The organism is Vibrio sp. NH-7 (genome assembly GCF_053643215.1).
In genome coordinates, this window is sequence record NZ_CM132188.1 from 1,226,249 (window position 1) to 1,250,346 (window position 24,098).

Consider the following 24,098-nt stretch of genomic DNA (forward strand, 5'->3'; position numbering starts at 1 on the left):
ATAATAAAACTGAGAAAGGAGGAGAGGTTACCCTCTCCTCAAAAGGGTATTACTGAAATTATTTAGTCATTTGCTTTTCTGCATCTGCAAGGGCTGCATCTACAGTTTGACGACCGTCAACAACGTTAACGATAGCGTTCTTCGCTGCGCCCCAGAACGCACTCATTTGAGGGATGTTTGGCATGATTTCGCCGTTCATCGCGTTATCCATAGTAGCGGCAATGCGCTTGTCTGCATCTAGCTCACGTTGGAAAGAGTTAAGCGCTACCGCACCTAGTGGTTTGTCGTCGTTCACTTTACGCAGACCGTCGTTAGTCAGTAGGTAGTTCTCGATAAACTCAACCGCTAGGTCTTTGTTTGGAGAAGCAGTGCTGATACCCGCAGTCAATACGCCAACAAATGGTTTAGAAGAGTGGCCGTTGAACTTCGGCAGCGTCGTTACACCGTAGTTGATGCCTGACTTCTCGATGTTGCCCCACGCCCAAGGACCGTTAATGGTCATCGCTGTTGTGCCTTGGTTGAACGCTGACTCAGAAACAGAGTAGTCCATATCAGAAGAGATCACGCCTTTCTCAACCAAGCCTTTAACGAAGTTCATTGCGTCTTTCACGCCATCTTTCGCGATGCCCGCGTCCTTAACGTTGTAACCCTCTGCGCCGTATTTAAACGCGTAACCGCCATCTGCAGCCATCAGTGGCCATGTGAAGTACGGTTCTTTTAGGTTCCACATGATCGCAGACTTGCCTTCTTTCTTAAGTTTCGCGTCTAACGCTTCCACTTCTTCCCAGCTCTTAGGTGGATTTGGCACTAGGTCTTTGTTGTAGATTAGAGACAGTGACTCTACCGCTACAGGGTAGCCGATCAGCTTGCCATCATATTTCACGGCATCCCATGCAAAATCAACGATGCCTTCTTTGATCTCTTTTGATGGTTTAATTTCAGCAAGAAGACCAGATTCTGCGTAACCACCAAAACGGTCGTGCGCCCAGAACACAATATCAGGACCGTCGCCTGTTGCTGCAGTTTGAGGGAACTTGTCTTGTAGACCATCTGGGTGAGCAACGGTCACTTTAATACCAGTGTCTTCTTCGAACTGTTTACCTACTTCAGCCAGTCCGTTGTAACCTTTATCGCCATTAATCCAAATGGTTAATTGACCTTCTTCGATAGCAGCGTTTGCACCAAATGAGCCAAGAGCAACTAATGTTCCTAGTGCCACTGTGCTTAGGGCGTTTTTCATGTTCATATCCTTTTTAATTTTTGTGTTGTAGGGGTCAACCGAGAGGCTTCACCGTATTTCGACATATATTTTCAGCCAAACTGACTAACAGCTCATCCTCCTACTCCCTACGCCCTCAGTATTATGGACTATTTTCGTGATCCCCATCGTTTGAGGTTGGAGAGGGAAATCACAAAAACGACTCTTTATGTGACCGATTTCAATGTTACGACGAGAAATTATTTGAACTGGATCTAACTGCGCCTTTCTCCCCCTCCTACCCCTCCTCCTTATCTACTACCCCCATAAAAATTTCAGTCGGGAGGATGTACCCAGCGCTGAATCAACGCAGACTACAGACATCCAAGAGTGGATAGTAAGAACCCTTAACAGTCAGTTCTTTTAAAAGAGCGCGCTGATTTGCAACGCCGCAGGGGTTTGCTGTGATAACGTAAGCATTCGTAGGGTTGTAATCGCAAGATTTCACAAAAACGGGGGAGATGCTTATGCTATACGGGGGAAGCAAACTCTACATTGGCTTTGGTGGGTGATGAGAGAAATCCATCACCCAAATTTTCTTACTAACTGAAAGAATCCATTCCTTACCAAATTCCTACTGTTATTGCTCGCACGATAATTCATATAATGATGAGCAGTACAAAATAAAAATATTGATCGAGGGCGAGCTAGATGGCGAGTGTCACGTTAAAAAATGTATGTAAAGCTTACGGTGACGTACTAATTTCAAAGAATGTTGATTTGGAGATCAAAGAAGGCGAGTTTGTTGTCTTCGTTGGCCCATCGGGTTGTGGTAAATCAACACTACTGCGCTGCATTGCTGGTCTAGAAGACATCACTTCGGGTGATCTTTACATTGGCGACCAACACATGAACGATGTTGAGCCGTCAAAACGCGGCGTGGGCATGGTATTCCAATCATACGCACTGTATCCACACTTAAACCTTTACGACAACATGTCGTTTGGCCTAAAGCTTGCGAAGGCAGACAAAACAGAGATCGACAAACGTGTCGAGCATGCCGCTGAAATCCTGCAATTAAGCCACCTACTAGAGCGTCAACCTAAAGCCCTTTCTGGTGGTCAACGTCAACGCGTTGCGATCGGCCGTACCTTGGTGTCACAGCCTAATGTTTTCCTACTGGATGAGCCTCTCTCTAACCTAGACGCCGCGCTACGTGTTCAAATGCGCTCTGAAATCACCAAACTGCAGCGTAAACTGGGCTGCACCATGATTTACGTAACACACGACCAAGTGGAAGCGATGACCATGGCTGACAAGATCGTGGTTCTCGACGCGGGTTTTGTTTCTCAGGTGGGTAAGCCTCTTGAGCTATACCACTACCCACAAAACCGTTTTGTTGCTGGCTTTATTGGCTCTCCGAAAATGAACTTCATGAGCGTGTTCATTGAAGCGGTAGAAAAAGATCGCGTAATGGTTCAGCTAGCCAACGGTACGACCTTCTGGATTCCAGTTGATGGCACGACGGTGACCGCTGGTGAGCGTATGTCTCTTGGTGTTCGTCCAGAGCACTTGCTGCCTGCCAATCAAGGTGACGCAACCATTGAAGGTGAAGTGAATATCGTTGAAAAACTGGGCAATGAAACTCAGGCGTACCTACACATTGACGCCGCTGATGCAGATATGATCTATCGTCAACCAGACACACTGGATGTCGAGCCTGGTGATAAACTATCGGTAGGTATTCCTGCACACCGCTGCCATTTATTCCATAGTGATGGCAAAGCATGCCGACGCCTACACCAAGAAGCTGGCGTGGGTTTACCTGCTTAATCTAAACGTCCTAAATGACAACCCGAGCCTGACTGCTCGGGTTTTTTTATACTCATTTAACACACGCTGTCATCTAAAACTCTATTCAAGTCACATCACGAGAAAAATAAGCAACAAGGCTCTTATGAAGATTCTACACTTACAGTGATTTTATCTGCATGAGAACTTACTTTGATCAAACAAGGCAACTACGTTAACAGGCCCTTACCTTGGGTTATCTGCGCGTCAGTTTTTCTGAACGTGCTATTTATCGTATACCTTGTGGTTCAAACCAACGCGATTAATCGCCTAGAATCGGTCGCTCTGGAACAATCACCGATTAGTGTTGAAATGACACAAAAGCTGACCGACATAGAGCGAACCATCGGCTATGTTGGCTTTATTCATCACTTTAAAAATTACATCATACGGGGAGAGGAGAAACACTACCAAGAGGCTCTATCAAGCTACGCGGATGCTGTGAAGAAGGTCACTGAGTTCCAAGTTCTTACCAGAGACGAAGACCTGCTCAATAACTTGGCGTTACTCAAAAAAACTCTGGATGAGTATCGTGAAAAATTGCGATATGCTCGCTCACTTTCAAATGATTTCACTGTCGAGCAGTTAGACAAAATGGTAATGGTAAATGACGCATCGGCAGCCGATGCCCTACAGGCGCTTCAAGTAGCCCTATTACCAAAGTTTGAGCAAATCCAAAATCAAACCGAGTCTGAACTTAAAAACTTGAGCCAACTTACCTTGATGTTTAACCTGCTTATCGCGCCAATCATCATTATTGTCGGATACTTCGTACTGAGAGTAATGAATAAAGCGCACAAACTTGGCTGCCAGCTCACGTCAATTCTCGACATGTCACCCGATGGTATCCTCTACATCTCTGAGCAAGGCTCTATTCTCCAAGCCAACAAGAAAGCATGCGCGCTTCTCGGGTACAGTGAAGCCGAACTAAGAAACCTCCCTTTGGAACAACTTGTTACGTCGGAGTATCAGGCCTTTTGTTCCCATTACCGAGAAACTGTATTTAACAGTGATAAGCCCTATGCTGAATACAAACCACGTCGATTAAAAGCTCTCACCCAATCCCAGAAGGAAGTTGAACTTGAAATTACCATCGCGTCCCAACAAAATTACCATCGCGTCCCAACAAATAGCGAAAAAGAACCGTAGCGTATGCATCATTCGTGACATGACCTCTCACGACGAGCTCAAACTCAAAGCAGAAAAAGACAACTTAACTCAACTGTTAAACCGTTGGATGCTTGATGAGTTGTTGCAAAAAGAGCTGGACCGATGCAAAAGAAGCGATCATCCCCTCTCGTTGCTCCTGGTCGATATAGACAACTTTAAGAAAATTAACGACAAACTCGGTCATGACGTGGGTGACGTTATTTTGAGAGAAACGGCTAGATTCCTTCAGCAAAGCACCCGTTCATACGACCATATCGGTCGCTGGGGAGGTGACGAGTTTATTTTGGTATGCCCCAACCTAAGTGTGAAAGACGCAGAAACCTACGCACATCGACTATTAAGGCAATATCGTAAACTCAAAGAAATATCTTCTCACAATATCTCCTTAAGTATTGGTATTGCGACTATGTCGTCAGAGGCTATCAATCAACAAACGCTCTTTAAAAAGGCCGATGTTGCGCTGTACCACGCCAAAAATGGGGGCAAAAACCGTTTTGCGCATAGCGACAAACTGCCCGCTCGCAATGCGCAAAAAACTCGATATAGCCGAGCGTAACTAATGCTTCGCATAACTTTCGCGAAGACCAAAAGAAAAGAGAGCAGCGATGCTCTCCTTCAATACTGTTATTTGATTGGCGTATAGCCATATTCTCCGATCAGCGCTTTTGCTTCGCTGCCAGTTAGGTAACGAATAAAGGCCAATGAATCCTTATCCACTTTTTCGGTTTTATACAGCACAAGGAAAGGACGAGACAACTCATAGCGGCCCGTTGCGATGTTTTTCTGGTTAGCTTCAACCCCCTCAAATTGAATCGCCTTGATTGAGCGATCAACCGAGCCAGTCGAAATAAAACCTATCGCTTGCTTGTTATGATTCACGATGGTTTTCACCATGCTATTGCTGTTGACCACCAAGTTGTCTGGATTAATATCCGACACTAAACGCCCGTTGATGACTTTCGTTAGACCTAAAAGACTTTCAAAACTGTAACGTGAGCCTGACGATGCCTCGCGGGTGACAACGGCGATTTTTTGATCATGGCCACCGACTTGCTTCCAGTTGGTAATTTTTCCCTTGTAGATATCGTACAACTGCTCGCGAGTCACATTTTGAATTGGGTTTGATTGGTTGACCACAACGGCTAACCCATCAAAAGCTATTGGTGTCACCGTCAGTGATTCATCTTGCTCGCTCTCTGTTAAGTAACGTGAGCTCATCCCGATGTCGGCGACGCCTTTCTTGATTAACGTGATACCAGCAGTTGAGCCAACACCTTGAACGGCAATGTAGCTGTCAGAATGAACCTGATTAAACTTTTCGGCTAGAACGTCCATAACACGAGCAACAGACGTAGACCCAGATACGTTGACTTCTTTAGCCGTCACAGAGGGGACTAAAAGCGAGAAAGACACCAGTGCAGCAAGCACAACACGAACCATAATTTTCTCCCATTAAAACTTGGTAAGCTTCCAAACAGGCTGTCATCTTATTGCGGTTACATGACATTTTTGTGAAAAGCTATGCAGACAGCAAAATTCCGGTTACATAGTATAGGGAGTGCATCTGAACACTAACGAACTTGGTGGTACTTTAACGGTAAACGTCAATCAGGTGCTAAACCAACTAAGGGAGCCACAATGAGCGTAGTGAGTTTGCTACAAAGGCAAGTGGAGAGTCGAGCGCAGCTCATTTGCCAGCAACGCAACCAAAGCTTGCCTGCAGAGCTTGGTAAGGCGAGCTATGAAACGATCGAAAACGGCGTTGTGTTCATCAAACAACATTTTCTACTCGACTCAAGCCACTGTGATTACATGTTACCTGTCGCAAAGGTCGCATGGTCGGAAGGAAAAAGCAGCTGGGAGCTTTACTTACCGGACCAATCAACCTTAGAAAGCTGGTTGCCCTATCCGTTTCTTGCTCAAAGTAGTGATCTGACAGCAATCATGCGAGAAATCGATAAAGATCCAAAATCGATGTTTTGGGAAGATTAAAAAAGGGTGCGACCAGCGCACCCTTTTAGCCTTTCGAATCGGTTATTCAGCGTCTGAAGTGACTTCCTCAACCGTTTTAACCTCTTCAAATACCTGAGTCGGTTTAGCAACAATGCTGCGGCTTTCTTGGTTTACGTCAGAAAGAACCACTTCCAGAACGTCACCCAAACGGTAAATCACTTCTTTATCAATGGCGATCGTACCCTCGTCAGCATTGCATTCTAAACGCTCTTTATTCGCCAGAATCAGAGAACCAGGAATAAAGGCGGCAGCGCCATTTTCCACCAAACGAACGCGCATTCCTGCTCGGTTGATGTCAAAAATCTCACCGTGGAACTTCGTCTCTTTTGCTGGCTCATCGGCAAGCGTACGCGCGTACAGCCAATCACCTACATTGCGTTCAGCAATCTTGTGATGCTTGCGGTGAAGCGCTAGCTCCTCACCGACCGTTTCATCGGCTGTTTGCACTGGCTCTTTACCCAAGATATGGGCTTTAAGCATACGGTGGTTGATCATATCGCCGTATTTGCGGATAGGCGACGTCCACGTTGCGTATAGCTCAAGACCCATTGCGTAATGCGGCAGCGGTTGGTTGCCAATTTCACTGTACGCTTGTGACTTACGGATACGATTATCAAGGTAAGAGGTTTCTTGCTCAGCTAACCAGCGACGTAGCGCAGCAAAACCTTCAAGAGTCGCAACAGACTCAGCGGTAAATGGCAATTCACCATCAGGGTTAACCAGTTTAACTACGTCTTCTATCTTTTCTGGTTTGAAGCCTGCGTGAGTGTTAAATACGCCAGAATCAAACGACGCTTGAAGCGTTTTACCCGCACAGATGTTCGCGGTGATCATTGCTTCTTCTACAAGTCGATTGGCACTACGACGCATATCTGCGTGAATCGCCACAACATCGTTATCTTCACTCAACTCGAAGCGGTAGTCTGGGCGGTCTGGGAACACAACCGCGTTCTTTTCACGCCAATCCGCGCGCGCAAGTGAAAACTCATACAAATCGCGAACCACTTGAGCGATCTCATCACTTGGTTGCCAAGCTTCAGACGCGCCATTCTCGATCCAATCAGAAACGTGGTCGTACGCGAGACGAGCATGAGATTTAATGTTTGCCGCGAAGAAGGCAATGTCATCGCCAATCACACCCTCTTTGCTCACCGTCACGCGGCAACACAATGCAGGACGCTGCTGGTTTTCGATCAAAGAACACAACTCGTCAGCAAGATCACGAGGCAGCATTGGAATGTTGCGGCCAGGAAGATAGATGGTAAAGCCACGTTCACGAGCCACTTTGTCCATTTCACTGTCTGGCGTGATGTACGCCGTCGGATCGGCAATCGCAATCGTCAGCTCAAAGTCACCCGCTTCGGTCTTTTTGGCGTAGAGCGCATCATCCATATCTTTGGTTGATTCACCATCGATGGTGACAAACGGGATATGGGTCATGTCGAGACGTTCAAGATCCTCGTCATCTATGATTTCCCAATTATCGATACCTGCTGGCTCGCTGTTTGGCAAATCGTTTTGCGCCAATGTCACCCACCAAGGTGCGATCTTGTCATCAGCATCAGTGATCTTCTCGGTAATCTCAACGAAAAAGCCGTTGTCACCTTTCAGAGGATGGCGAATAAGCTGCGCGACAACCCAATCACCTTCTTTTAGATCGTCACTCTTAATGCCTTTGCGAGTCTTCGCTTTCAGTGACAACTTCTTTAGTTGAGGATGATCAGGAGCAACATTTAGCTTACCCTTAAACAGCTTTACACGACCAATGAAGCGATTGAGACCTTGTTCCAATAACTCTTCTGGCTCAGCTTGTTCACGCTCTTTTTCGGTGCGAATGATCGCCTTAACCTTATCGCCATGCATACACTTTTTCATGTACGGAGGTGGGATGAAGTAGCTTGTCTTGCTATCCACTTCTAAAAAGCCAAAGCCTTTTTCCGTTGCTTTGATGGTGCCTTCTTTTTTTGGAAGGTTTTCTTGAATCTGCTGCTTCAATTGAGCCAGTAACGGGTTATCTTGGAACATCTCTACATTTCTTACTGAAAAAATTGCCCACACTATATCACTGGCACTATAGCCAAGCCACCTTGAGCTGATAACTAATCATTCAATTGTCAGTATCGAAAACCAATTTTGGCTAAGGTTTCAGCGCCGCAGCGCACATCTTAGCCAAGATTCTCTCTGCTGAGAAAAATTTGTGATGTAATTCAATTTTTTCTGGCTTTTTTTATGCTTTTAGGGAATAATCCGCCCCCTTATATCAATGCCCCTCTTGATGTGCGACAACTTTGTGCATCCATTTATTAGCGGCATCGATGTGTTTTATGTCCCTAGTGGCTTGATGCGATTTACGACTTGTCCGCATCTGAATGGAATCAGCTCTTATCTGGATTGGTATTGGAATTGGTAGAGCTCGTGGGACCTTTTGTTGACATAAAAATAGTAGGATCCCAATGACAGATTCTGTAATTCAGTTTAGCGATCTAGCGCTTAACGACTCTATCCTTTCAGCTCTTGATGGTATGGGTTTTGTTTCACCAACTCCAATTCAGGCTGCTGCTATCCCGCACCTGTTGGCTGGTAAAGACGCGCTAGGTAAAGCTCAAACTGGTACTGGTAAAACGGCTGCTTTCTCTCTACCTCTTCTTAACAAACTAGACCTTGGTCAACGTAAGCCTCAAGCTATCGTTCTTGCACCAACTCGCGAGCTTGCAATTCAGGTTGCTGCGGAAGTTAAGAACCTAGGTAAGAACATTGCTGGCCTTAAAGTGCTAGAGATCTACGGTGGTGCATCTATCGTTGATCAAATGCGTGCTCTTAAAAACGGTGCTCACATCGTTGTAGGTACGCCAGGTCGTGTTCAAGACCTTATCAACCGTGACCGTCTACACCTAGACGAAGTACACACATTCGTTCTAGACGAAGCTGATGAAATGCTAAACATGGGCTTTGTTGATGACGTAACTGAAATCATGGAGCACGCTCCTGAATCAGCACAACGCGTTCTATTCTCTGCGACTATGCCTCCAATGCTTAAGAGCATTGTTGAGCGCTTCCTACGTGATCCAGAAACCATCGACGTTGCGGGTAAGAACCACACGGTAGACAAAGTAGAGCAGCAATTCTGGGTTGTTAAAGGCGTAGAAAAAGACGAAGCAATGTCTCGTCTTCTAGAAACAGAAGAGACTGACGCGTCAATCGTATTCGTACGAACTCGTCAAGATACTGAGCGTCTGGCTGACTGGCTATGTGCACGTGGCTTCAAAGCGTCTGCACTGCACGGCGACATTCCTCAGTCTCTACGTGAGCGTACTGTTGATCACATCAAACAAGGTGTTATCGACATCCTAGTTGCAACTGACGTTGTAGCTCGTGGTCTTGATGTTCCACGTATCACGCACGTATTTAACTACGACATCCCATTCGATGTTGAGTCTTACATCCACCGTATCGGTCGTACTGGCCGTGCTGGGCGTAAAGGTAAAGCGATCCTTCTAGTTCGTACTAACCAGCTTCGTATGCTTCGCACTATCGAGCGTGTTACTAAGTCATCAATGGAAGAGATTCAACTTCCTCACCGTGACAAAGTTGCAGAATCTCGTCTAGCGAAACTGGGCGCTGAGCTAGAAACTGAAAAAGAACACAAAGCACTAGAGAAGTTCTCTGAACTGGTTGAAAAACTGCAAGAATCTCTAGAGCTAGATGCAGCGACACTAGCAGCCATCCTGCTTAAGCGTCAGCAAGGTAAGCGCCCACTGTTCTACATTGGTGAAGATCCAATGATTGAAGCGATTGAGCGTGATAAACAACGTCGTAAAGAGCGTCGTGAAGGCGGTCGTGATGGTCGTCGTGAAGGTGGCCGCAGCTTCGACAACCAAGATTGGGATACTTATCAGTTCCAAGTGGGTCGTGAGCAAGGCGTACAAGTTAAAGACATCGTTGGTGCACTAGCAAACGAACTTGGTCTAACAAAAGGCTCTATCGGTGCGATCAAACTAGCGCAAGGCGAAACTTACGTTCAGCTACCAAAAGCAATGTCTTCAGATACAGCGGGCAAACTGCGTAAGCTACGTATCCGTCAGAAGCAAGTTGACGCGGTTGTGTGTGACTTCAACGATTTCCGTGAGCCTCGTCGTGGCGGTGGCCGTGATGGCGGTCGTGGTCGTCGCGATGGTGGTGGCTACCGTGGTAACCGTGACGGCAACCGTGAAGGTGGCTACCGTGGTAACCGTGAAGGCGGCCGTGATGGTGGTGGCTACCGCGGCAACCGTGATGGCAACCGCGAAGGTGGTCGTCGTGATGGCGAGCGTCGTTTTGACCGTAACCGTGGTGGCGACCATCGTGGTAACTACCGTGGCGAACGTGGCCATGGTCGTGACCGTCGCAGCGAAGGTTAATCAACCTCTGAACATGAAAAAAGGGTACGCATTGCGTACCCTTTTTGTTTATGTTGACTCGCTGCTTAATCATAAAGCGGCAAGTAGCAGTAGTCTTAATTACTTTTTCCGAAAATATACTTGTCCATCATCGCGACCATACGGCCAATCTCTGGTTTCGTGATGGTGTCATTCGCTCCCAAAGCCAGTGCTTTCGCTCTGTTGTCCTCACTCATTAAAGACGAGAACATCACAATCGGCATACTTGCGTACGCTTCGCTGTCACGCAGACGCTTCACAAGGTGCATGCCATCCATTCTTGGCATTTCAACGTCCGTCACAACACCATCGATCAGCTCGCTAACAGGCAAGTTTTCCTCTTTCGCCACTTCAATAAGATTCATCAACTTATCGTGCGCTTCCCCGCCATCTTTACAAGCGATAATGTTGTAGCCTGCTGACGTGAGTGTGTCTTGAATCATCGAGCGAATAAACGCCGAATCGTCCACCACCATAACGGTTTTTGCGTTTCGCTTGGTCACCATACGCTGGTTTAAGTCGACACTCTTGTCCAACTTCACATCGTATTTTTCCATGCTCAGTTCAGGGTTGATGTCGGCAATGATCTTCTCAAAGTCTAAGATCATGATCAGGTTGCCATCTTTTCGAACCACTGCCACCACGCAATCTTGCTCGCCTGCTTCTAAGAACTGGCTTGGTGACTCTACGTCATTCCAAGAGATACGGTGGATGCGACTGATTGAATCAATCAAAAAGCCATTGGTCATGTTGTTAAAGTCTGTGACGATTACAAACTTGCGGCTCAGATCCTTATCGGTAGGCACCCCCAACCAACCCGCCAAATCGACTAGTGGAGTAAGAATATCACGCGACGAAAACACCCCGACCATATGTGGCTGAGCATTGGGGTAATCGGTGGTTTCCGGTACTTGAATTACCTCACGGACTTTCGCAACGTTAATACCGTAATAACAGGTCTTCTTGCTGCCATCAGGCATCTGCTTGACCAGATGAAACTCGATAATTTCTAACTCGTTAGTACCACTTTCCGTGAGTATCGTACTACTTGATACACTCATATTTTCTTTTTGCCTACGCTAAACTTTCGGGGTATACACCTTTGTAACTGCTATTAAGTCATTTGTAAATTTCATTTGCAACGGTTGCCCATTGTTGTGATTGACTCAACACCGAATTACTCTAATCAATCGCTTGCCAATGACTTGGAGGCGTCAACCCCCACTTTGCCATCGCCGCCTTCGAATAGATTGCGTTTCCCTGATTTCCGATTTGAATCGGTATACTGCGAGCCGATTCGCCATTTACTATTTTATTCACCAATTGCCCTGCCGTCACGCCCTGACTTTTACCAAACAGCACCACGCCACCCGCCGCTTTGTCGCTCGCGACAGCAAAATCCCAAAAGCCAAATACTGGTATCGTAGAGTTCTGGTTCGTCCAGACGATGATCTCGTCTGCAGGTACGTTTTCACCCGCGCTATCAACCAGAGTTTGATAGAGGCCGACAATCACCACAGAGACCCCATCATCGGGCGCACTTAAAATGGACTCCTGCCACTCATTTTGTGTCCTTGCGCTGACAATCTCGACATCCACGCCGAGGTTAGAGTGAATCAAGGAATACTGGCGCTCGATGTGCTGCCGAGCAATGTGTGACGTCACCCCTGAGTCAAACATGATTCGTACATTCATTTGCTCAACGGGTATGAGCCGCTTTAGTTCACCAATCGTTTTAACAAACAATGGTCGCTCCAATACACCTGTAATTTGTGCTTGCCCTCGATAATTCTTTAATACCTCTCGAGGGTTAGAGTTGATACCTAAAAATACTACCGAGATCGGCTCATCATAGAGTTTTGGCCACAAATACTTTAGCGCATTGTCATCACCCAAAATCACGATATCCGGTTTGTACTCAATGTATTTGACAAAAGCGAGCTCCGCCATTTTTTCATATTCAGTTGGCGGCACTCTTTTGGTATCCATTTGAAACGAGTCAAACTCAATACCCGCTTGCAACGTTTGCTTAATGCCCTCGACATAGCTTTTATCCCAAGCGAACCCAGAATGGTAACTTTCAATCAGCAGTACCTTATTCGCAAGCGCTGGGAAGGACAACAAAAAGAGTAGACATAACCATGGTCGCATAAGCGATCTCCACTGAATACTTCATTTCAGTTTAGTCAGCATACGCGTATTTACCTAACCAAAACGCGCGTTGATTAAAAAGACCTAGCTATACTGGTACTTATAGTCCTTTTGCAGCAGATCATTATGAGCCGAACCAAACAGTTTGAAGAGAGTATAGATAACCCATTTTACAGTCGAATTGGTCGACGTATTATTCTCATTATGATTCTGCTCAGTGGTGCCATCACGTTGCTAACGACGCTGGTGCAACTCTCATGGGAGTATTCAGAGCAATTTGATTCTATCGATCAACGTCAGCTTGAAGTGCGTGACATTCATGCTCCCCTTCTCGCTTCGTCACTTTGGTCGTTTGACCTTGTTGGGTTGCAACAACGCCTTGATGGCTTGGTGAACTTGCCGCGAGTCGCTTACTTGAAAGTCGTCGCGGATGGATACGTATTTGAGGCGGGCACAAGCATACAAGAGAATTCAATACAGTCGCAGTACCCTTTATTCCATAAAAACCCTGACTCTTCAGTTCTTGAGCGAATTGGGCAAGTCTACGTCGAGTCCGATGCCAACGAGGTCTACGACTACCTAATTCGCGAGTTTATCTACACACTTTTACTCAATATGTTCAGAACACTCGTCGTCTGCGCCATCTTGCTGATCGTCTTTCATCGCAGCATCAACCAAAGAATCTTTGCCATAGCGCAGTACCTTCGCACCTACAATCCGCGTCATCCAGCAGAGCCACTTGAACTGCCCGCTTCATTTTGGGTATCTAGTCATGGTGATGAGCTGAGTTGGCTAGGCGAAGAAACCAATAAAATCACCACCAATGTATCACTCCTCTACCAAAACATTCGCCAAGAGCAAATTAGGCTCAATGATTTTGCGATGGTCTCTTCCGATTGGCTGTGGGAAACCGACGAGACAGGGCGAATGATCTATTGCTCTGAGCAAATGCAAGTGGCACTCCAAATCGACATTGAACAAAAGCCTACTATCACAAACATAGAAGCATTGAAAACGTGTCATGAACTGCATCGCCACCTGCTCAGGCATTCTGATTTTTCTAAATGCGAACAACAAATTACCCTCAATTGCATCACCCACTACTTCATGTTTCAAGGACGAGCAAACTTTGATGGCGATAAGTTTCTGGGCTTTCGGGTGTCGACCATCAACATTACGGACCTCAAGTTAGCCCAACTCAATTTGCAAGAGTTAAATCGAAACCTTGAATATACCGTTGCCGAACGTACGGTCGATTTGAAGCAAAGCATGGAGCAGTTGCACCGAGCACAAGACCAACTCGTTGAAAGAGAGAAACTTGCCGCGCTTGGTGGTTTAGTCGCGGGCGTCGCACACGAAGTCAACACACCACTCGGGATTGCCGTGACCGCAACGTCGGTCATTCGAGATGCCGCCAACGAACTCAATACCGCATTCAGCAACCAAACTCTCACCAGCACCCAATTTGAGCAAGTCATGACGCGCCTAACCGATGGCGGCTCCATGCTTGAAACCAATTTAGACCGAGCGGCGAAACTGATTCGCGACTTCAAACAAACCGCAGTGGATCAAGTCTCCGAAAGCCGTAGCCAGTTCCGTATTCACCATGTACTAGACGCTCTGATCGCTAGCTTGCACCCAGAAACGCGTAAAGTTCCCGTGGACCCAATTCTAAGTGGTGACCAGCAACTACAAATGAACAGCCTTCCCGGCGTGTTGACGCAGGTGATTTCAAACCTCATCCTCAACAGCGTCAACCATGCGTTTGAGCAGCAAGAGGCCGCTCAAATTGACATCCACTATTACCAACAGGGCGATGACATCATCTTTGAATACAAAGATAACGGGTGCGGTGTAGACAAGTCACTGCATCAAAAAATATTTGAACCATTCTACACCAGTAAGCGGGGAACCGGTGGTTCAGGGCTAGGCTTGAACTTAGTCTTCAACCTTATTTCGCAAAAACTTAAAGGTGAACTTAGTTTCGATTCTGAAGTGGGCAAAGGGGTTCAAATGATCATTACTCTGCCCAAAGATTTACCTTACGAACCCGACGAAAGTGAATGAACCTCGCCTACCCAGGACACAGAGCCCGCGATATTAATCGGGCAGAGAATTGCGTATATCGATGAAGTCTTGCCAATTGTCCAGCATCAACTCAACGAGTTTAGGTTCGAAATGGAGGCCACTCTGGGAAATGATTTCCTCACGGATTTTTTCTTCACTCCAAGGCTCTTTGTAACTGCGCTTTGATCCCAAAGCGTCAACCACATCCGCTAATGCAGCAATTCGACCACTTACAGGAATCGCCTCACCAGCAAGACCATTTGGGTAGCCGCTGCCATCCCATTTTTCGTGATGATGACCCGCGATTTCTTTGGCTACGGCAATCAATCGACGCTTCGATTTACTCAATATATCGACCCCATAATCGACATGCTTTTTCATCACTTCCCACTCTTCAGGCGTGAGTTTACCGGGTTTGTGTAAAATCGAATCCGGAACGGCGACTTTACCCACATCATGTAAAGGTGCGGCGAGTTTAAGCATCGTCACCTGATCGTCATCGAGGCCATACAACTGGCCGAGTCGCTCACAGATAAGAGCAACCCTTTGAACATGCGCGCCCGTTTCTTTACTACGCGCTTCTACTGCGTTGGCCAAATTGTACACTAGCTCTTTTGATGTTTCTTTGATGTCAAGAAGTAGGCTGAGATTTTCAAAGGTTAGGCCAATGTTGTGCATGTAGATCTCCAATAATTGGACATCTAACTCGTCGAGGTTTCGGTTGTAGTTCACATAGAGAATGCTGTCGACTCCTTGATGATCATGGGCAAACAAAACAAAAGCATCACCAAAGTTTTTAGAGCGTCGTTCATCTAGCGCTTCTTTGCATCGGTCAGCGACCTCCTGAGGCAACTTTTCGAACATACATTCGCTGTAACAGTCCACGTAGTCGCCCGAGGCAGCTAGCGTCATGGAACGTGATTCTTCGCCGTGAGCACGGGGCTTCACCACGCAATAAAATGCAGATTCTTCGAGCTGCAGTAAGGACGTTAACTGCTCTAAAACAGAACTGGCATACGCTTGAAGCGTAGTGGTATTTTGCACTTTAGCGGATGATTCAATCACTTTGCGTAAGCCATTTTTTTGCGCCTCAATGAGTTTGAGGTCGCGATAGGCGCGCAACATAGAATACAGGACGGTTTTTAGTTTTTGGGTTGTCAGTTCGGTTTTTTCTTTGTAGTCGTCAATTTCATATTCGCGAATGACGGTATCTTCCGGAGCTTGCCCTGCTTGCCCAGTGCGAAGCACTAATCGAATGACTCGATTTTGTAGCTCATCTCGAATGTAACGGACCAGCTCTAGCCCTGCATGCTCCGTCTCCATAACAACATCGACCAGAGCAAGAGCTAGATCCGTTTCCTCACGGCATATCTGTTGCGCTTGGTGACCAGAATAGGCAGAGATCAACTCCAGTTGCTTGCCATCAAACTCAAAACCGGAAAGTGCTAAACGCGTGACCTGATGCATTTGTTCATCATCATCCACCAGCAGCACTTTCCATTTTTCTCGCTCCGATTGTGACTGAGCTGATTTTTGCTCACTCGGCGCGGCTTTTTCTCGGTGATCGACAAACAGATCCATTGCGTTACCCACTTATCCTTCATACTAAGTTAGGTTTAGCACATGCTCATAGAAGTTGCTCACTCTTTATAACCAATATGTTAACTCACATTGCAACGTGACCTATGGCAAGAATCCAACCACAATCACGAGGATTGTTTTGGTGCAGAGACCGATTGCCGCTCCACTAAACTCGGCTCAAGTTGTACGACCTGAGGATCCAAATAGCTGTTGTTTAAACGCTGCAATAACGCCTCAACCGCCGCTTTGCCGAGACGGTATTTGGGTTGATGAATGGTCGTGAGTGCTGGAGTCATAAATTTCGAGATTTGAATATCATCATACCCAATGATCGACAAGTCCTCTGGGATTCGAATGCCTTTCTCGTGGGCGGCATTGATCACGCCCATCGCCATCATGTCATTCGACACGAATATCGCGCTAGGCAGTTCCCCTTTGGCAAACATTTGGTTGAATGCCTCATAGCCACCTTCACATTCAAAGTCAGATTCCACAATCCAGTTGGGGTTAAAATCCAACTCAGCTTCATTTAGCGCGCGTTTGTATCCTTCATAACGCATTTGAGCCTGATGTTTGATTAGAGGTCCCGTAATACAACCAATCGATTTGTGTCCGACATCAATCAGGTGTTTCGCCGCAATGTAGCCGCCGCGGAGGGAGTTATCTTGAATTTTATCGCTGGTAAACAACATCGGCCCCCAGTCCATGACCACCACAGGGATATCTGAGTACTTCTCGAACACATCAATGCGCTCCCCTTCTAATGAGGAACACATCAAAATCAGCCCATCGACCCGCTTTTGCAGTAGCGTGTTGATCGATTCACGCATACGCGCATTGTCACCTTCGGTATTACACAGTATTAGGTTGTAGCCTTGTTGATAGCAGCTTCGCTCTACCCCTTTTACGACTTCACCAAAAAACGGATTGGTTGAGGTGGTCACCAACATGCCAATGGTTTTCGTTCGGTTGACTTTCAGGCTTCGAGCCAGTGCCGAGGGAGTATAGTTGAGCTCAGTCGCCGCCTTGTTGACGCGTTCTGAGATTTCTTCACTGACGAATCGCGATTTGTTGATTACATGACTCACCGTAGACGTAGAAACACCAGCAAGTTTGGCAATATCTTTCATTGTAGCCATGTAATCCTCTCCGTCGATTGGCTTGGGCAATTGCCCCTAATTAATTGCGCTCAGCGAGAAAAGCATCGACTTCGCCACGTGTTGGAATTGAAGTCTGAGCGCCAAATCTTGTTACAGAGATTGCGGCCGCCGCATGAGCAAACTTGATGGCTGATTCTAGAGGTAAATCTTCCAATAGACCAGTGACCAATGCCCCATTAAACGTATCGCCAGCAGCCGTGGTATCGGTAGCCTCTACTTTAAAGCCCGGAATCAACTCACCACGACCATTTTGGCTCAACCACACGCCTTTCGCACCAAGAGTAATCATCACGATCTCGATGCCCTTACCGTGAAGTGCATTCGCCGACTCTTGCGCAGTTTCGTTATCGTTAACCGTGATACCTGTTAGCACTTCCGCTTCGGTTTCATTTGGGGTGATCACATCGACGCAAGCCAGCAGTTCATCAGACAACTCACGAGCCGGAGCAGGATTTAAGATCACGTTGGTCTTCGCTTCTTTGGCTACTCGCGCCGCCTTTTCAATGCCGCACATTGGCGTTTCAAGTTGCATCAGTAAGTACTTAGCTTGGCGAATTCGCTCCAAATCAGGTTCAATCGATTCTGCTGTCAGCTTGGCATTCGCCTCCGCGGAAATACAAATACTGTTTTCACCACTGTCCGCAACTTGGATCATTGCGATCCCCGTTGGGCAATTGGGCTGCATTTTGACGCCATTAATATTGATGTTGTCCATTTTGAAGTTTTCGCGAATGTTGATGCCGAATGCATCATCACCCACGCAAGCGATAAACCCAGTGTCAGCATTCAATCGCGCTGCCGCGACCGCTTGATTCGCCCCTTTACCGCCAGGAATCACTTGATAGTTGCGGCCGTGGAGCGTCTCGCCAGGACGTGGAAAAGAAGGCACTTGAAGAACATGGTCAGCGTTAACACTACCTAAAACCACTAACTTATTCATACGGTTTTCCTCGACTCGAATGAGCCCTTATCTATTTGAACAGGAATAATAAGTTTGTACTCTCGCAAGAACACAAACTTAAGTGCCCTCCTCTCCCCTACGACAGATAAAAGAGAAGAGGAAGGCGAACAGATTACTTAGCGATCACTTTAAGTGGTACTGGAATGTAAGCGTCTACAGAGCCACCTTTAAGCACTTTGTCTGCCGTTTCAATACCCAGTGAACCAATCAGATCTGGCTGCTGAGCAACGGTTGCGGCCAATTTGCCACGGTTAACCGCTGCGATGCCGTCGTCGGTGCCGTCAAAGCCTACGATCATTACATCTTTGCCTGACGCCTGTACCGCACGAAGTGCACCTAACGCCATCTCATCATTTTGCGCAAATACCGCTTGCACGTCTGGGTTGGCTGCAAGTAAGTTTTCCATTACGTTGAGACCTTTAGTACGGTCAAAATCTGCAGGCTGACTAGCAAGCAGTTCCATCTCACTGCCTTTTACGGCGTTCATGAAGCCTTCACCACGCTCACGTGCAGCAGACGTCCCTGCAATACCTTCAAGTTGGATGACTTTCGCTTTTTCACCCACTTTTTCCATAATGTAGTGACCCGCCATTTCACCACCTACCACGTTGTCAGAGGCAATGTGGCTGACAACCTCACCACGACTTGCGCCACGATCTAGCGTCAACACTGGAATGTTTGAGCGGTTAGCCATACGAATCGCATTCGATACTGCATCTGAATCTGTCGGGTTGATAAGAATCGCTTTTACGCCGCGAATAGTAAGATCTTCCACGTTAGAAAGTTCTTTGCTCGGGTCATTTTGCGAATCAAGCACGATCAGGTCATATCCCAACTCTTTCGCCTTTGCTTCTGCGCCATCTTTCATCGTAACGAAGAAAGGGTTGTTTAGCGTAGACAGGACGATCGCCATGGTATCTTGCGCCTGCGCTGAAACAGAAACGGTGGAAGAAAGAAGTGCAGCAGAGATAAGCGTTGCTAATTTTTTCATTGTGTTAGTCCTTGTGTAGGGTGGTGGTTCGGAGTCCTTTCCTCCGAACCTGTTATGAATAGGTCTGTTGTGTTACTTGTTTTTGTTGTCAACCAATACCGCAAGAAGAATGACCACTGCTTTTGCAATCATTTGGTAGTAGGAAGACACATCCAGTAGGTTTAACGCGTTGTTTAGGAAACCGATGATGAGCGCACCAATGAGCGTACCCATGATGCGACCTTTACCGCCCATCAAGCTTGTACCACCAAGTACTACCGCGGCGATAGCATCTAGCTCATAACCCATACCAGCGGTCGGCTGCGCAGAAGAAAGACGAGAGGTAATGATGATGCCAGCCAGCGCCGCAAGCAGACCGCAGATGGCGTACACGCCGATTTTTACTCGGTCAACATTGATGCCTGATAGGCGTGTTGCAGACTCATTGCCACCTAGAGCGTAAACGTAACGACCAAAGCGAGTGTGGTTAAGCAGGAACCAAGCCGCGGCAAATACGATCACCATTAGCCAGACTGGAACGGGAATGCCTAACGCGTAGCCCGTACCAAACCAAGCGAATGCATCCGCTGTGTCGGTAAAACCTGTAGAGATTGGTCGACCGTCTGTGTACACCATGGTGACACCGCGAAGCAATGTCATGGTCACCAGCGTAGCGATAAACGCTTGCACCTTGCCTTTGGCGATGATGATGCCACTGATCGCCCCAAGCGCCGCACCCGCGACAAGCGCAGTGGGAACCGCGATGAGCACTGGCACTTCCATAGCGATTAGGCTTGCAGCAAACGCACCACAGAGGGCAAGCACCGAGCCGACACTCAAATCGATACCCGCCGTTAAGATAACCAATGTCATCCCCACGGCGATAATCGCGTTGACTGACGTTTGACGCAGTATGTTAAGAATGTTGTCTACGGTAAAAAAGTTAGGGTTAAGGAACGAGACGACAACAATTAAAAAGAGTAGAGCGATTAGAGATTTCTGCTCAATCAGCCACTCTTTGCTCAATAGCTTTTTGCCGCCTGTTTCATTTGGTTTGCTCATGGTATTGGTACTCATGCTGCTTCCTCGTTAATCTTTTTGCCAACGGCACACGCTAATAGTTTTTCTTGGTCAGCCTCTTTGGCATCAAACTCACCGCTGATACGACCTTCATGCATCACCATGATGCGGTCACTCATTCCCAGAACCTCTGGCATTTCTGAAGAGACAAGAATGATGCTCATGCCATCTGCTTTGAATTTGTTGATCAGCTGGTAGATCTCTTTTTTGGCACCAACATCGACACCGCGAGTTGGTTCATCAAGAATCAGTACCTTAGGCTTGGTCATTAACCCTTTCGCAATCGCCACTTTCTGTTGATTACCACCAGATAGGTTGCCAATGATTTGGTCACGGGTTGGGGTTTTGATATTGAACAGCTTGATGAAGTCTTCCACCGCGATCACTTCTTCGCTGTGTTGGATTCGACCACCTTGCGTTAACTTGTCCAATGAACACAAAGACATGTTCTCTTTCACAGATAAACCAAGCACCAAACCATCGCCTTTACGGTCTTCAGAGATGTAAGCAATGCCATTCGCAAGACCATCTTGAGGGCTCACTGGGTTAATGGTTTTATTGTTCAAGTTGATCACACCGCGCTCACTGGGCAAGGCTCCGTAGATCACTTTCATCAGCTCAGTACGACCCGCGCCCATTAAGCCCGACACGCCAAGAATTTCTCCACGTTTAAGCGTGAAACTGACATCGTGAACACCCGAGCCAGTCAGACCGATCACTTCCAAACAGGTCTCACCGTGCTGAACATCAATGCGTGGGTATTGCTCGTCTAACTTTCGCCCGACCATCATTTCAATCAAGCCGTCTTCGTCCGTCTCTGCGACTTGGCATTCACCGATGAATTTACCATCACGAAGTACCGTAATGTCATCACAGATTTCGAAGATTTCTTTTAGGCGATGGGAAATGTAAACAATGCCGCAATCTTGTTCGCGCAACTCGTTAATCACTTTGAAAAGCGACTCAGTCTCGGTATCGGTCAACGCATCTGTTGGCTCATCCATAATGATGACTTTCGACTTAAACGAAAGTGCTTTGGCAATCTCTACCATTTGCTGCTCACCGAGACTTAAATCGCCAAGCAAGGTTTTCGAGCTATGCTTAACATTCAGGCGCGCAAGTAACTTATCGGCTTCCGCGTACATGGTCTCCCACTGGATGCGACCCAATGCGCCTGTAAATTCGCGACCTAAGAAAATATTTTCCGCAATTGTCAGCTCTGGAATCAGGTTCAGCTCCTGGTGAATAATACTGATCCCCGCTTCTTGAGAGTCTCTTGGTCCATGAAAGGCGGCTGCTTGTCCCTGATAGTGAATCGTACCCGCGTCTTTACTGTAGATGCCGGTTAACACTTTCATCAGAGTGGATTTACCAGCGCCATTTTCTCCCATCAACGCCATGACGCGTCCCGGGTAAACATTTAAGCTGGCTTTATCAAGCGCCTTTACTCCCGGAAAAGCTTTCTCAATATCACTCAGTTGTAAGATGGCTTGAGTCATACTCTGTCCTCAATCATTGGCGGGCTTTAAAAAACCACACCAGCTTGGAAAATCACGTTTGCATACGGCGTGCACTCGCCAGTGCGTACAACCGCGCGGCTTGACGAAGTACGCGTTTTAAAGGCCTCGTGAGAAAGGTAAGTAACCGAAATGGCTTTTCCGCTTGCCTCTTGCTCCGCTAAAATTTCAGCAATCAATGCGTCATGATGGGTTGGGCTAACCTCTTTAAACTCTTCGGCAAGAATGACGCCCTCTACCTGAGATTCGCTGAGCATCACTTTGACCGTTTCAAGAAAGCTCGGGACGCCGTGAGTAAGAGCAAGATCAATGCGCTGAACGTCGTCAGGAATTGGTAAGCCAGCATCACAAATCGTGATTTCATCGGTATGACCTAGTGTGGCCACTAGGTAAGAAAGCTCAGCGTTGATTAGGGTACTTTTTTTCATCTCATTGACCTATCGAATACACGATCAAACCAAATAAAGTCTGTCGGCTTCTATGCAAATTATTATTGATACAAATCTCATCGAAACGTTTCGATTGCATCATAGCCCTTCAGCATAGAATTACGATAGCCCACCTTTCAGAGTGTGAGATGGATCTTTACCTCAAACCGTTAAACGCGACAAAGAGTGATCGAACTCACCCATCGAAACGTTTCGATATGCCAAATTTCGCCATAATTAACCGAAATCGCACACACTTTCTCACGGTTTTTAGGTATAGTTGCGCCAGATAAATTTAGGACACTATTATGAAGAAATTACCCCTTGTTTTGTTTGCCCTAGTTGCTCTGTCTGCGTGTAAAGATGAGGTAGGTACCCAAAATTGGTGTGATAGCAAAGCACAAGGTCCCAAGAGTGAATGGAGCGCTCAAGACGCCCTCGATTATGCAAAACACTGCGTGCTGCAAGATGCTGTCGGCAGTGAATCATGGTGTGAGTCAATGAGTGACAAACCCAAAGGTGACTGGAGCGCGAACGAAGCTAAAAACTTCGCAACACACTGTATTCTCTAAAGTCACTTATTGACTGAGTCAGCAAGAAGCCGATAACCTAGTGACACTGTCAACCATCAACAAGGACGTAATGATGAAAAAACTGACTGCACTTCTATTTTTGGCAATGTCACTTACCGCTTGCACGGAAGTTGGAAGCGAAGCCTGGTGTAACGACTTAAAAGAAAAACCGAAAGGCGACTGGAGTGCTAACGAAGCAAAAGATTTCGCTAAGCACTGTATCCTTTAGCAATAAAAAAGAGCAGCTCACTAGCTGCTCTTTTTTGATTTCAATCTTTGCTAAGCCTCTATGCTCGCTCTTCCAAAGCAATATTATTGTTGGCCCAAAGCAATGCTTGAAGGCGATTCTTAGCGTTAATTTTCTTAAAGATGTTGTGTAAATGCGTTTTGACCGTATTTTCACTCACAAACAGTTCGTCGGCGATTTGTAAGTTGGAAGCACCATGCCCCAATAAACGCATGATCTCTTTTTCGCGTTTCGTCAGATTTGCGTACGCTTGCGATGTTGTCACGGTATTTGCACAGCGGAAATATTCAATATAGTCTTGAGCCACTTTGCGCGACAGCCACATTTCGTCGTTCATGATCTTTTCCATACCCTTGATCAGCAACGAAATATCATCTTCGATATAGAACACGCCTACGAGATTACGCCATTTGAACAGCTGAGTCGATGTCACATCTTTAGGGCAGTTGATGACGATTTCTTTGATCGCGGTTTCACTCGCCGCTTTAATTTGGCTGTACTCGTTGAAACGCTCATCATCGAGATATTGGAAATCGAACAACACAAAATCACCCAGTAGGCGAGACGAGCCATCATGTGTACGAAGATCATCGACAGAAACCATGTTGACGGTAAGCTGAAGCCCTCTCTCTAGCGAATCTTTAAATAGATTCGATTGCATGCTCACATCCGACAAAAGTGTGATTTGATAGTTTTTACTTTCTGTCATTGAGGAAT

21 protein-coding genes are annotated in these 24,098 nt (G+C 46.7%); 8 read left to right on the forward strand and 13 right to left on the reverse strand.

The window, feature by feature from the left end:
* Positions 1–58: 58 nt before the first annotated feature.
* Positions 59–1,240: a maltose/maltodextrin ABC transporter substrate-binding protein MalE gene (gene malE / locus ACUALS_RS19900; protein WP_038134944.1), complete on the reverse strand. Its 1,182-nt coding sequence runs from the start codon at positions 1,238–1,240 to the stop codon at positions 59–61.
* A gap of 669 nt (positions 1,241–1,909) precedes the next feature.
* Here malE and malK point away from each other — a divergent pair.
* From malK to ACUALS_RS19915, 3 genes are all read left to right on the forward strand, one after another.
* Positions 1,910–3,031, forward strand: coding sequence for a maltose/maltodextrin ABC transporter ATP-binding protein MalK (malK, locus tag ACUALS_RS19905; RefSeq protein WP_454449493.1), 1,122 nt, complete (start codon positions 1,910–1,912; stop codon positions 3,029–3,031).
* A 240-nt stretch (positions 3,032–3,271) separates the two neighbouring features.
* A complete protein-coding gene (locus ACUALS_RS19910) occupies positions 3,272–4,198 on the forward strand; it encodes a PAS domain S-box protein (protein WP_454449494.1) in 927 nt (308 codons plus the stop codon).
* Between the two features lie 19 nt (positions 4,199–4,217).
* Positions 4,218–4,775 carry a GGDEF domain-containing protein gene (locus ACUALS_RS19915; protein WP_454449495.1) on the forward strand — a complete coding sequence of 186 codons (558 nt, stop codon included), beginning with the start codon at positions 4,218–4,220 and terminating at the stop codon, positions 4,773–4,775.
* 68 nt (positions 4,776–4,843) lie between these two features.
* Here the strand turns inward: ACUALS_RS19915 and ACUALS_RS19920 are convergent, their stop codons facing one another.
* The gene (locus ACUALS_RS19920; RefSeq protein ID WP_454449496.1) at positions 4,844–5,659 is read right to left on the reverse strand and encodes a phosphate ABC transporter substrate-binding protein; all 816 of its coding nucleotides are present in this window, start codon (positions 5,657–5,659) and stop codon (positions 4,844–4,846) included.
* Between the two features lie 198 nt (positions 5,660–5,857).
* Between ACUALS_RS19920 and ACUALS_RS19925 the strand changes: the two genes are divergently transcribed.
* The gene (locus ACUALS_RS19925; protein ID WP_005469533.1) at positions 5,858–6,211 is read left to right on the forward strand and encodes a DUF3024 domain-containing protein; all 354 of its coding nucleotides are present in this window, start codon (positions 5,858–5,860) and stop codon (positions 6,209–6,211) included.
* 42 nt (positions 6,212–6,253) lie between these two features.
* On the opposite strand, the gene rnb is transcribed toward ACUALS_RS19925, so the two are convergent.
* On the reverse strand, positions 6,254–8,257 hold the full coding sequence (gene rnb / locus ACUALS_RS19930) for an exoribonuclease II (RefSeq protein ID WP_454449497.1): 2,004 nt from the start codon (positions 8,255–8,257) through the stop codon (positions 6,254–6,256).
* Between the two features lie 428 nt (positions 8,258–8,685).
* On the opposite strand from rnb, the gene ACUALS_RS19935 reads away from it, so the two are divergent.
* The gene (locus ACUALS_RS19935; protein WP_005469478.1) at positions 8,686–10,629 is read left to right on the forward strand and encodes a DEAD/DEAH box helicase; all 1,944 of its coding nucleotides are present in this window, start codon (positions 8,686–8,688) and stop codon (positions 10,627–10,629) included.
* A gap of 95 nt (positions 10,630–10,724) precedes the next feature.
* On the opposite strand, the gene ACUALS_RS19940 is transcribed toward ACUALS_RS19935, so the two are convergent.
* On the reverse strand, positions 10,725–11,708 hold the full coding sequence (locus ACUALS_RS19940; RefSeq protein ID WP_005469807.1) for a chemotaxis protein: 984 nt from the start codon (positions 11,706–11,708) through the stop codon (positions 10,725–10,727).
* Between the two features lie 121 nt (positions 11,709–11,829).
* On the reverse strand, positions 11,830–12,798 hold the full coding sequence (locus ACUALS_RS19945; RefSeq protein WP_005469606.1) for an ABC transporter substrate-binding protein: 969 nt from the start codon (positions 12,796–12,798) through the stop codon (positions 11,830–11,832).
* 126 nt (positions 12,799–12,924) lie between these two features.
* On the opposite strand from ACUALS_RS19945, the gene ACUALS_RS19950 reads away from it, so the two are divergent.
* The gene (locus ACUALS_RS19950) at positions 12,925–14,865 is read left to right on the forward strand and encodes an ATP-binding protein (RefSeq protein WP_454449498.1); all 1,941 of its coding nucleotides are present in this window, start codon (positions 12,925–12,927) and stop codon (positions 14,863–14,865) included.
* Between the two features lie 33 nt (positions 14,866–14,898).
* Here the strand turns inward: ACUALS_RS19950 and ACUALS_RS19955 are convergent, their stop codons facing one another.
* From ACUALS_RS19955 to rbsD, 7 genes are all read right to left on the reverse strand, one after another.
* Positions 14,899–16,446, reverse strand: a complete 1,548-nt coding sequence (locus ACUALS_RS19955; protein ID WP_454450055.1) for a DUF3369 domain-containing protein — start codon at positions 16,444–16,446, stop codon at positions 14,899–14,901.
* A gap of 125 nt (positions 16,447–16,571) precedes the next feature.
* On the reverse strand, positions 16,572–17,585 hold the full coding sequence (locus tag ACUALS_RS19960) for a substrate-binding domain-containing protein (RefSeq protein ID WP_038212631.1): 1,014 nt from the start codon (positions 17,583–17,585) through the stop codon (positions 16,572–16,574).
* A 40-nt stretch (positions 17,586–17,625) separates the two neighbouring features.
* Entirely contained in the window at positions 17,626–18,546 is a 921-nt protein-coding gene (rbsK, locus tag ACUALS_RS19965) for a ribokinase (protein ID WP_454449499.1), read from the reverse strand.
* Between the two features lie 133 nt (positions 18,547–18,679).
* On the reverse strand, positions 18,680–19,558 hold the full coding sequence (rbsB, locus tag ACUALS_RS19970; RefSeq protein ID WP_005469673.1) for a ribose ABC transporter substrate-binding protein RbsB: 879 nt from the start codon (positions 19,556–19,558) through the stop codon (positions 18,680–18,682).
* A gap of 72 nt (positions 19,559–19,630) precedes the next feature.
* Entirely contained in the window at positions 19,631–20,614 is a 984-nt protein-coding gene (rbsC, locus tag ACUALS_RS19975) for a ribose ABC transporter permease (RefSeq protein ID WP_005469899.1), read from the reverse strand.
* Positions 20,611–22,116 carry a ribose ABC transporter ATP-binding protein RbsA gene (gene rbsA, locus ACUALS_RS19980; protein ID WP_005469734.1) on the reverse strand — a complete coding sequence of 502 codons (1,506 nt, stop codon included), beginning with the start codon at positions 22,114–22,116 and terminating at the stop codon, positions 20,611–20,613. Before rbsA ends, rbsC begins: the two co-directional genes overlap by 4 nt.
* Positions 22,117–22,142: 26 nt before the next feature.
* Positions 22,143–22,562 (reverse strand): D-ribose pyranase, encoded by a 420-nt coding sequence (gene rbsD, locus ACUALS_RS19985; protein ID WP_454449500.1) that lies wholly within the window; start codon positions 22,560–22,562, stop codon positions 22,143–22,145.
* A gap of 308 nt (positions 22,563–22,870) precedes the next feature.
* Between rbsD and ACUALS_RS19990 the strand changes: the two genes are divergently transcribed.
* Both ACUALS_RS19990 and ACUALS_RS19995 read left to right on the forward strand, forming a co-directional pair.
* Positions 22,871–23,134 carry a DUF3012 domain-containing protein gene (locus tag ACUALS_RS19990; protein ID WP_454449501.1) on the forward strand — a complete coding sequence of 88 codons (264 nt, stop codon included), beginning with the start codon at positions 22,871–22,873 and terminating at the stop codon, positions 23,132–23,134.
* A 73-nt stretch (positions 23,135–23,207) separates the two neighbouring features.
* Complete coding sequence (locus tag ACUALS_RS19995) at positions 23,208–23,363, forward strand: DUF3012 domain-containing protein (protein ID WP_072016674.1); 156 nt, start codon at positions 23,208–23,210, stop codon at positions 23,361–23,363.
* A gap of 58 nt (positions 23,364–23,421) precedes the next feature.
* Here ACUALS_RS19995 and ACUALS_RS20000 read toward each other — a convergent pair whose 3' ends face one another.
* Positions 23,422–24,090, reverse strand: a complete 669-nt coding sequence (locus tag ACUALS_RS20000) for a LuxR C-terminal-related transcriptional regulator (RefSeq protein ID WP_454449502.1) — start codon at positions 24,088–24,090, stop codon at positions 23,422–23,424.
* Positions 24,091–24,098: the final 8 nt, after the last annotated feature.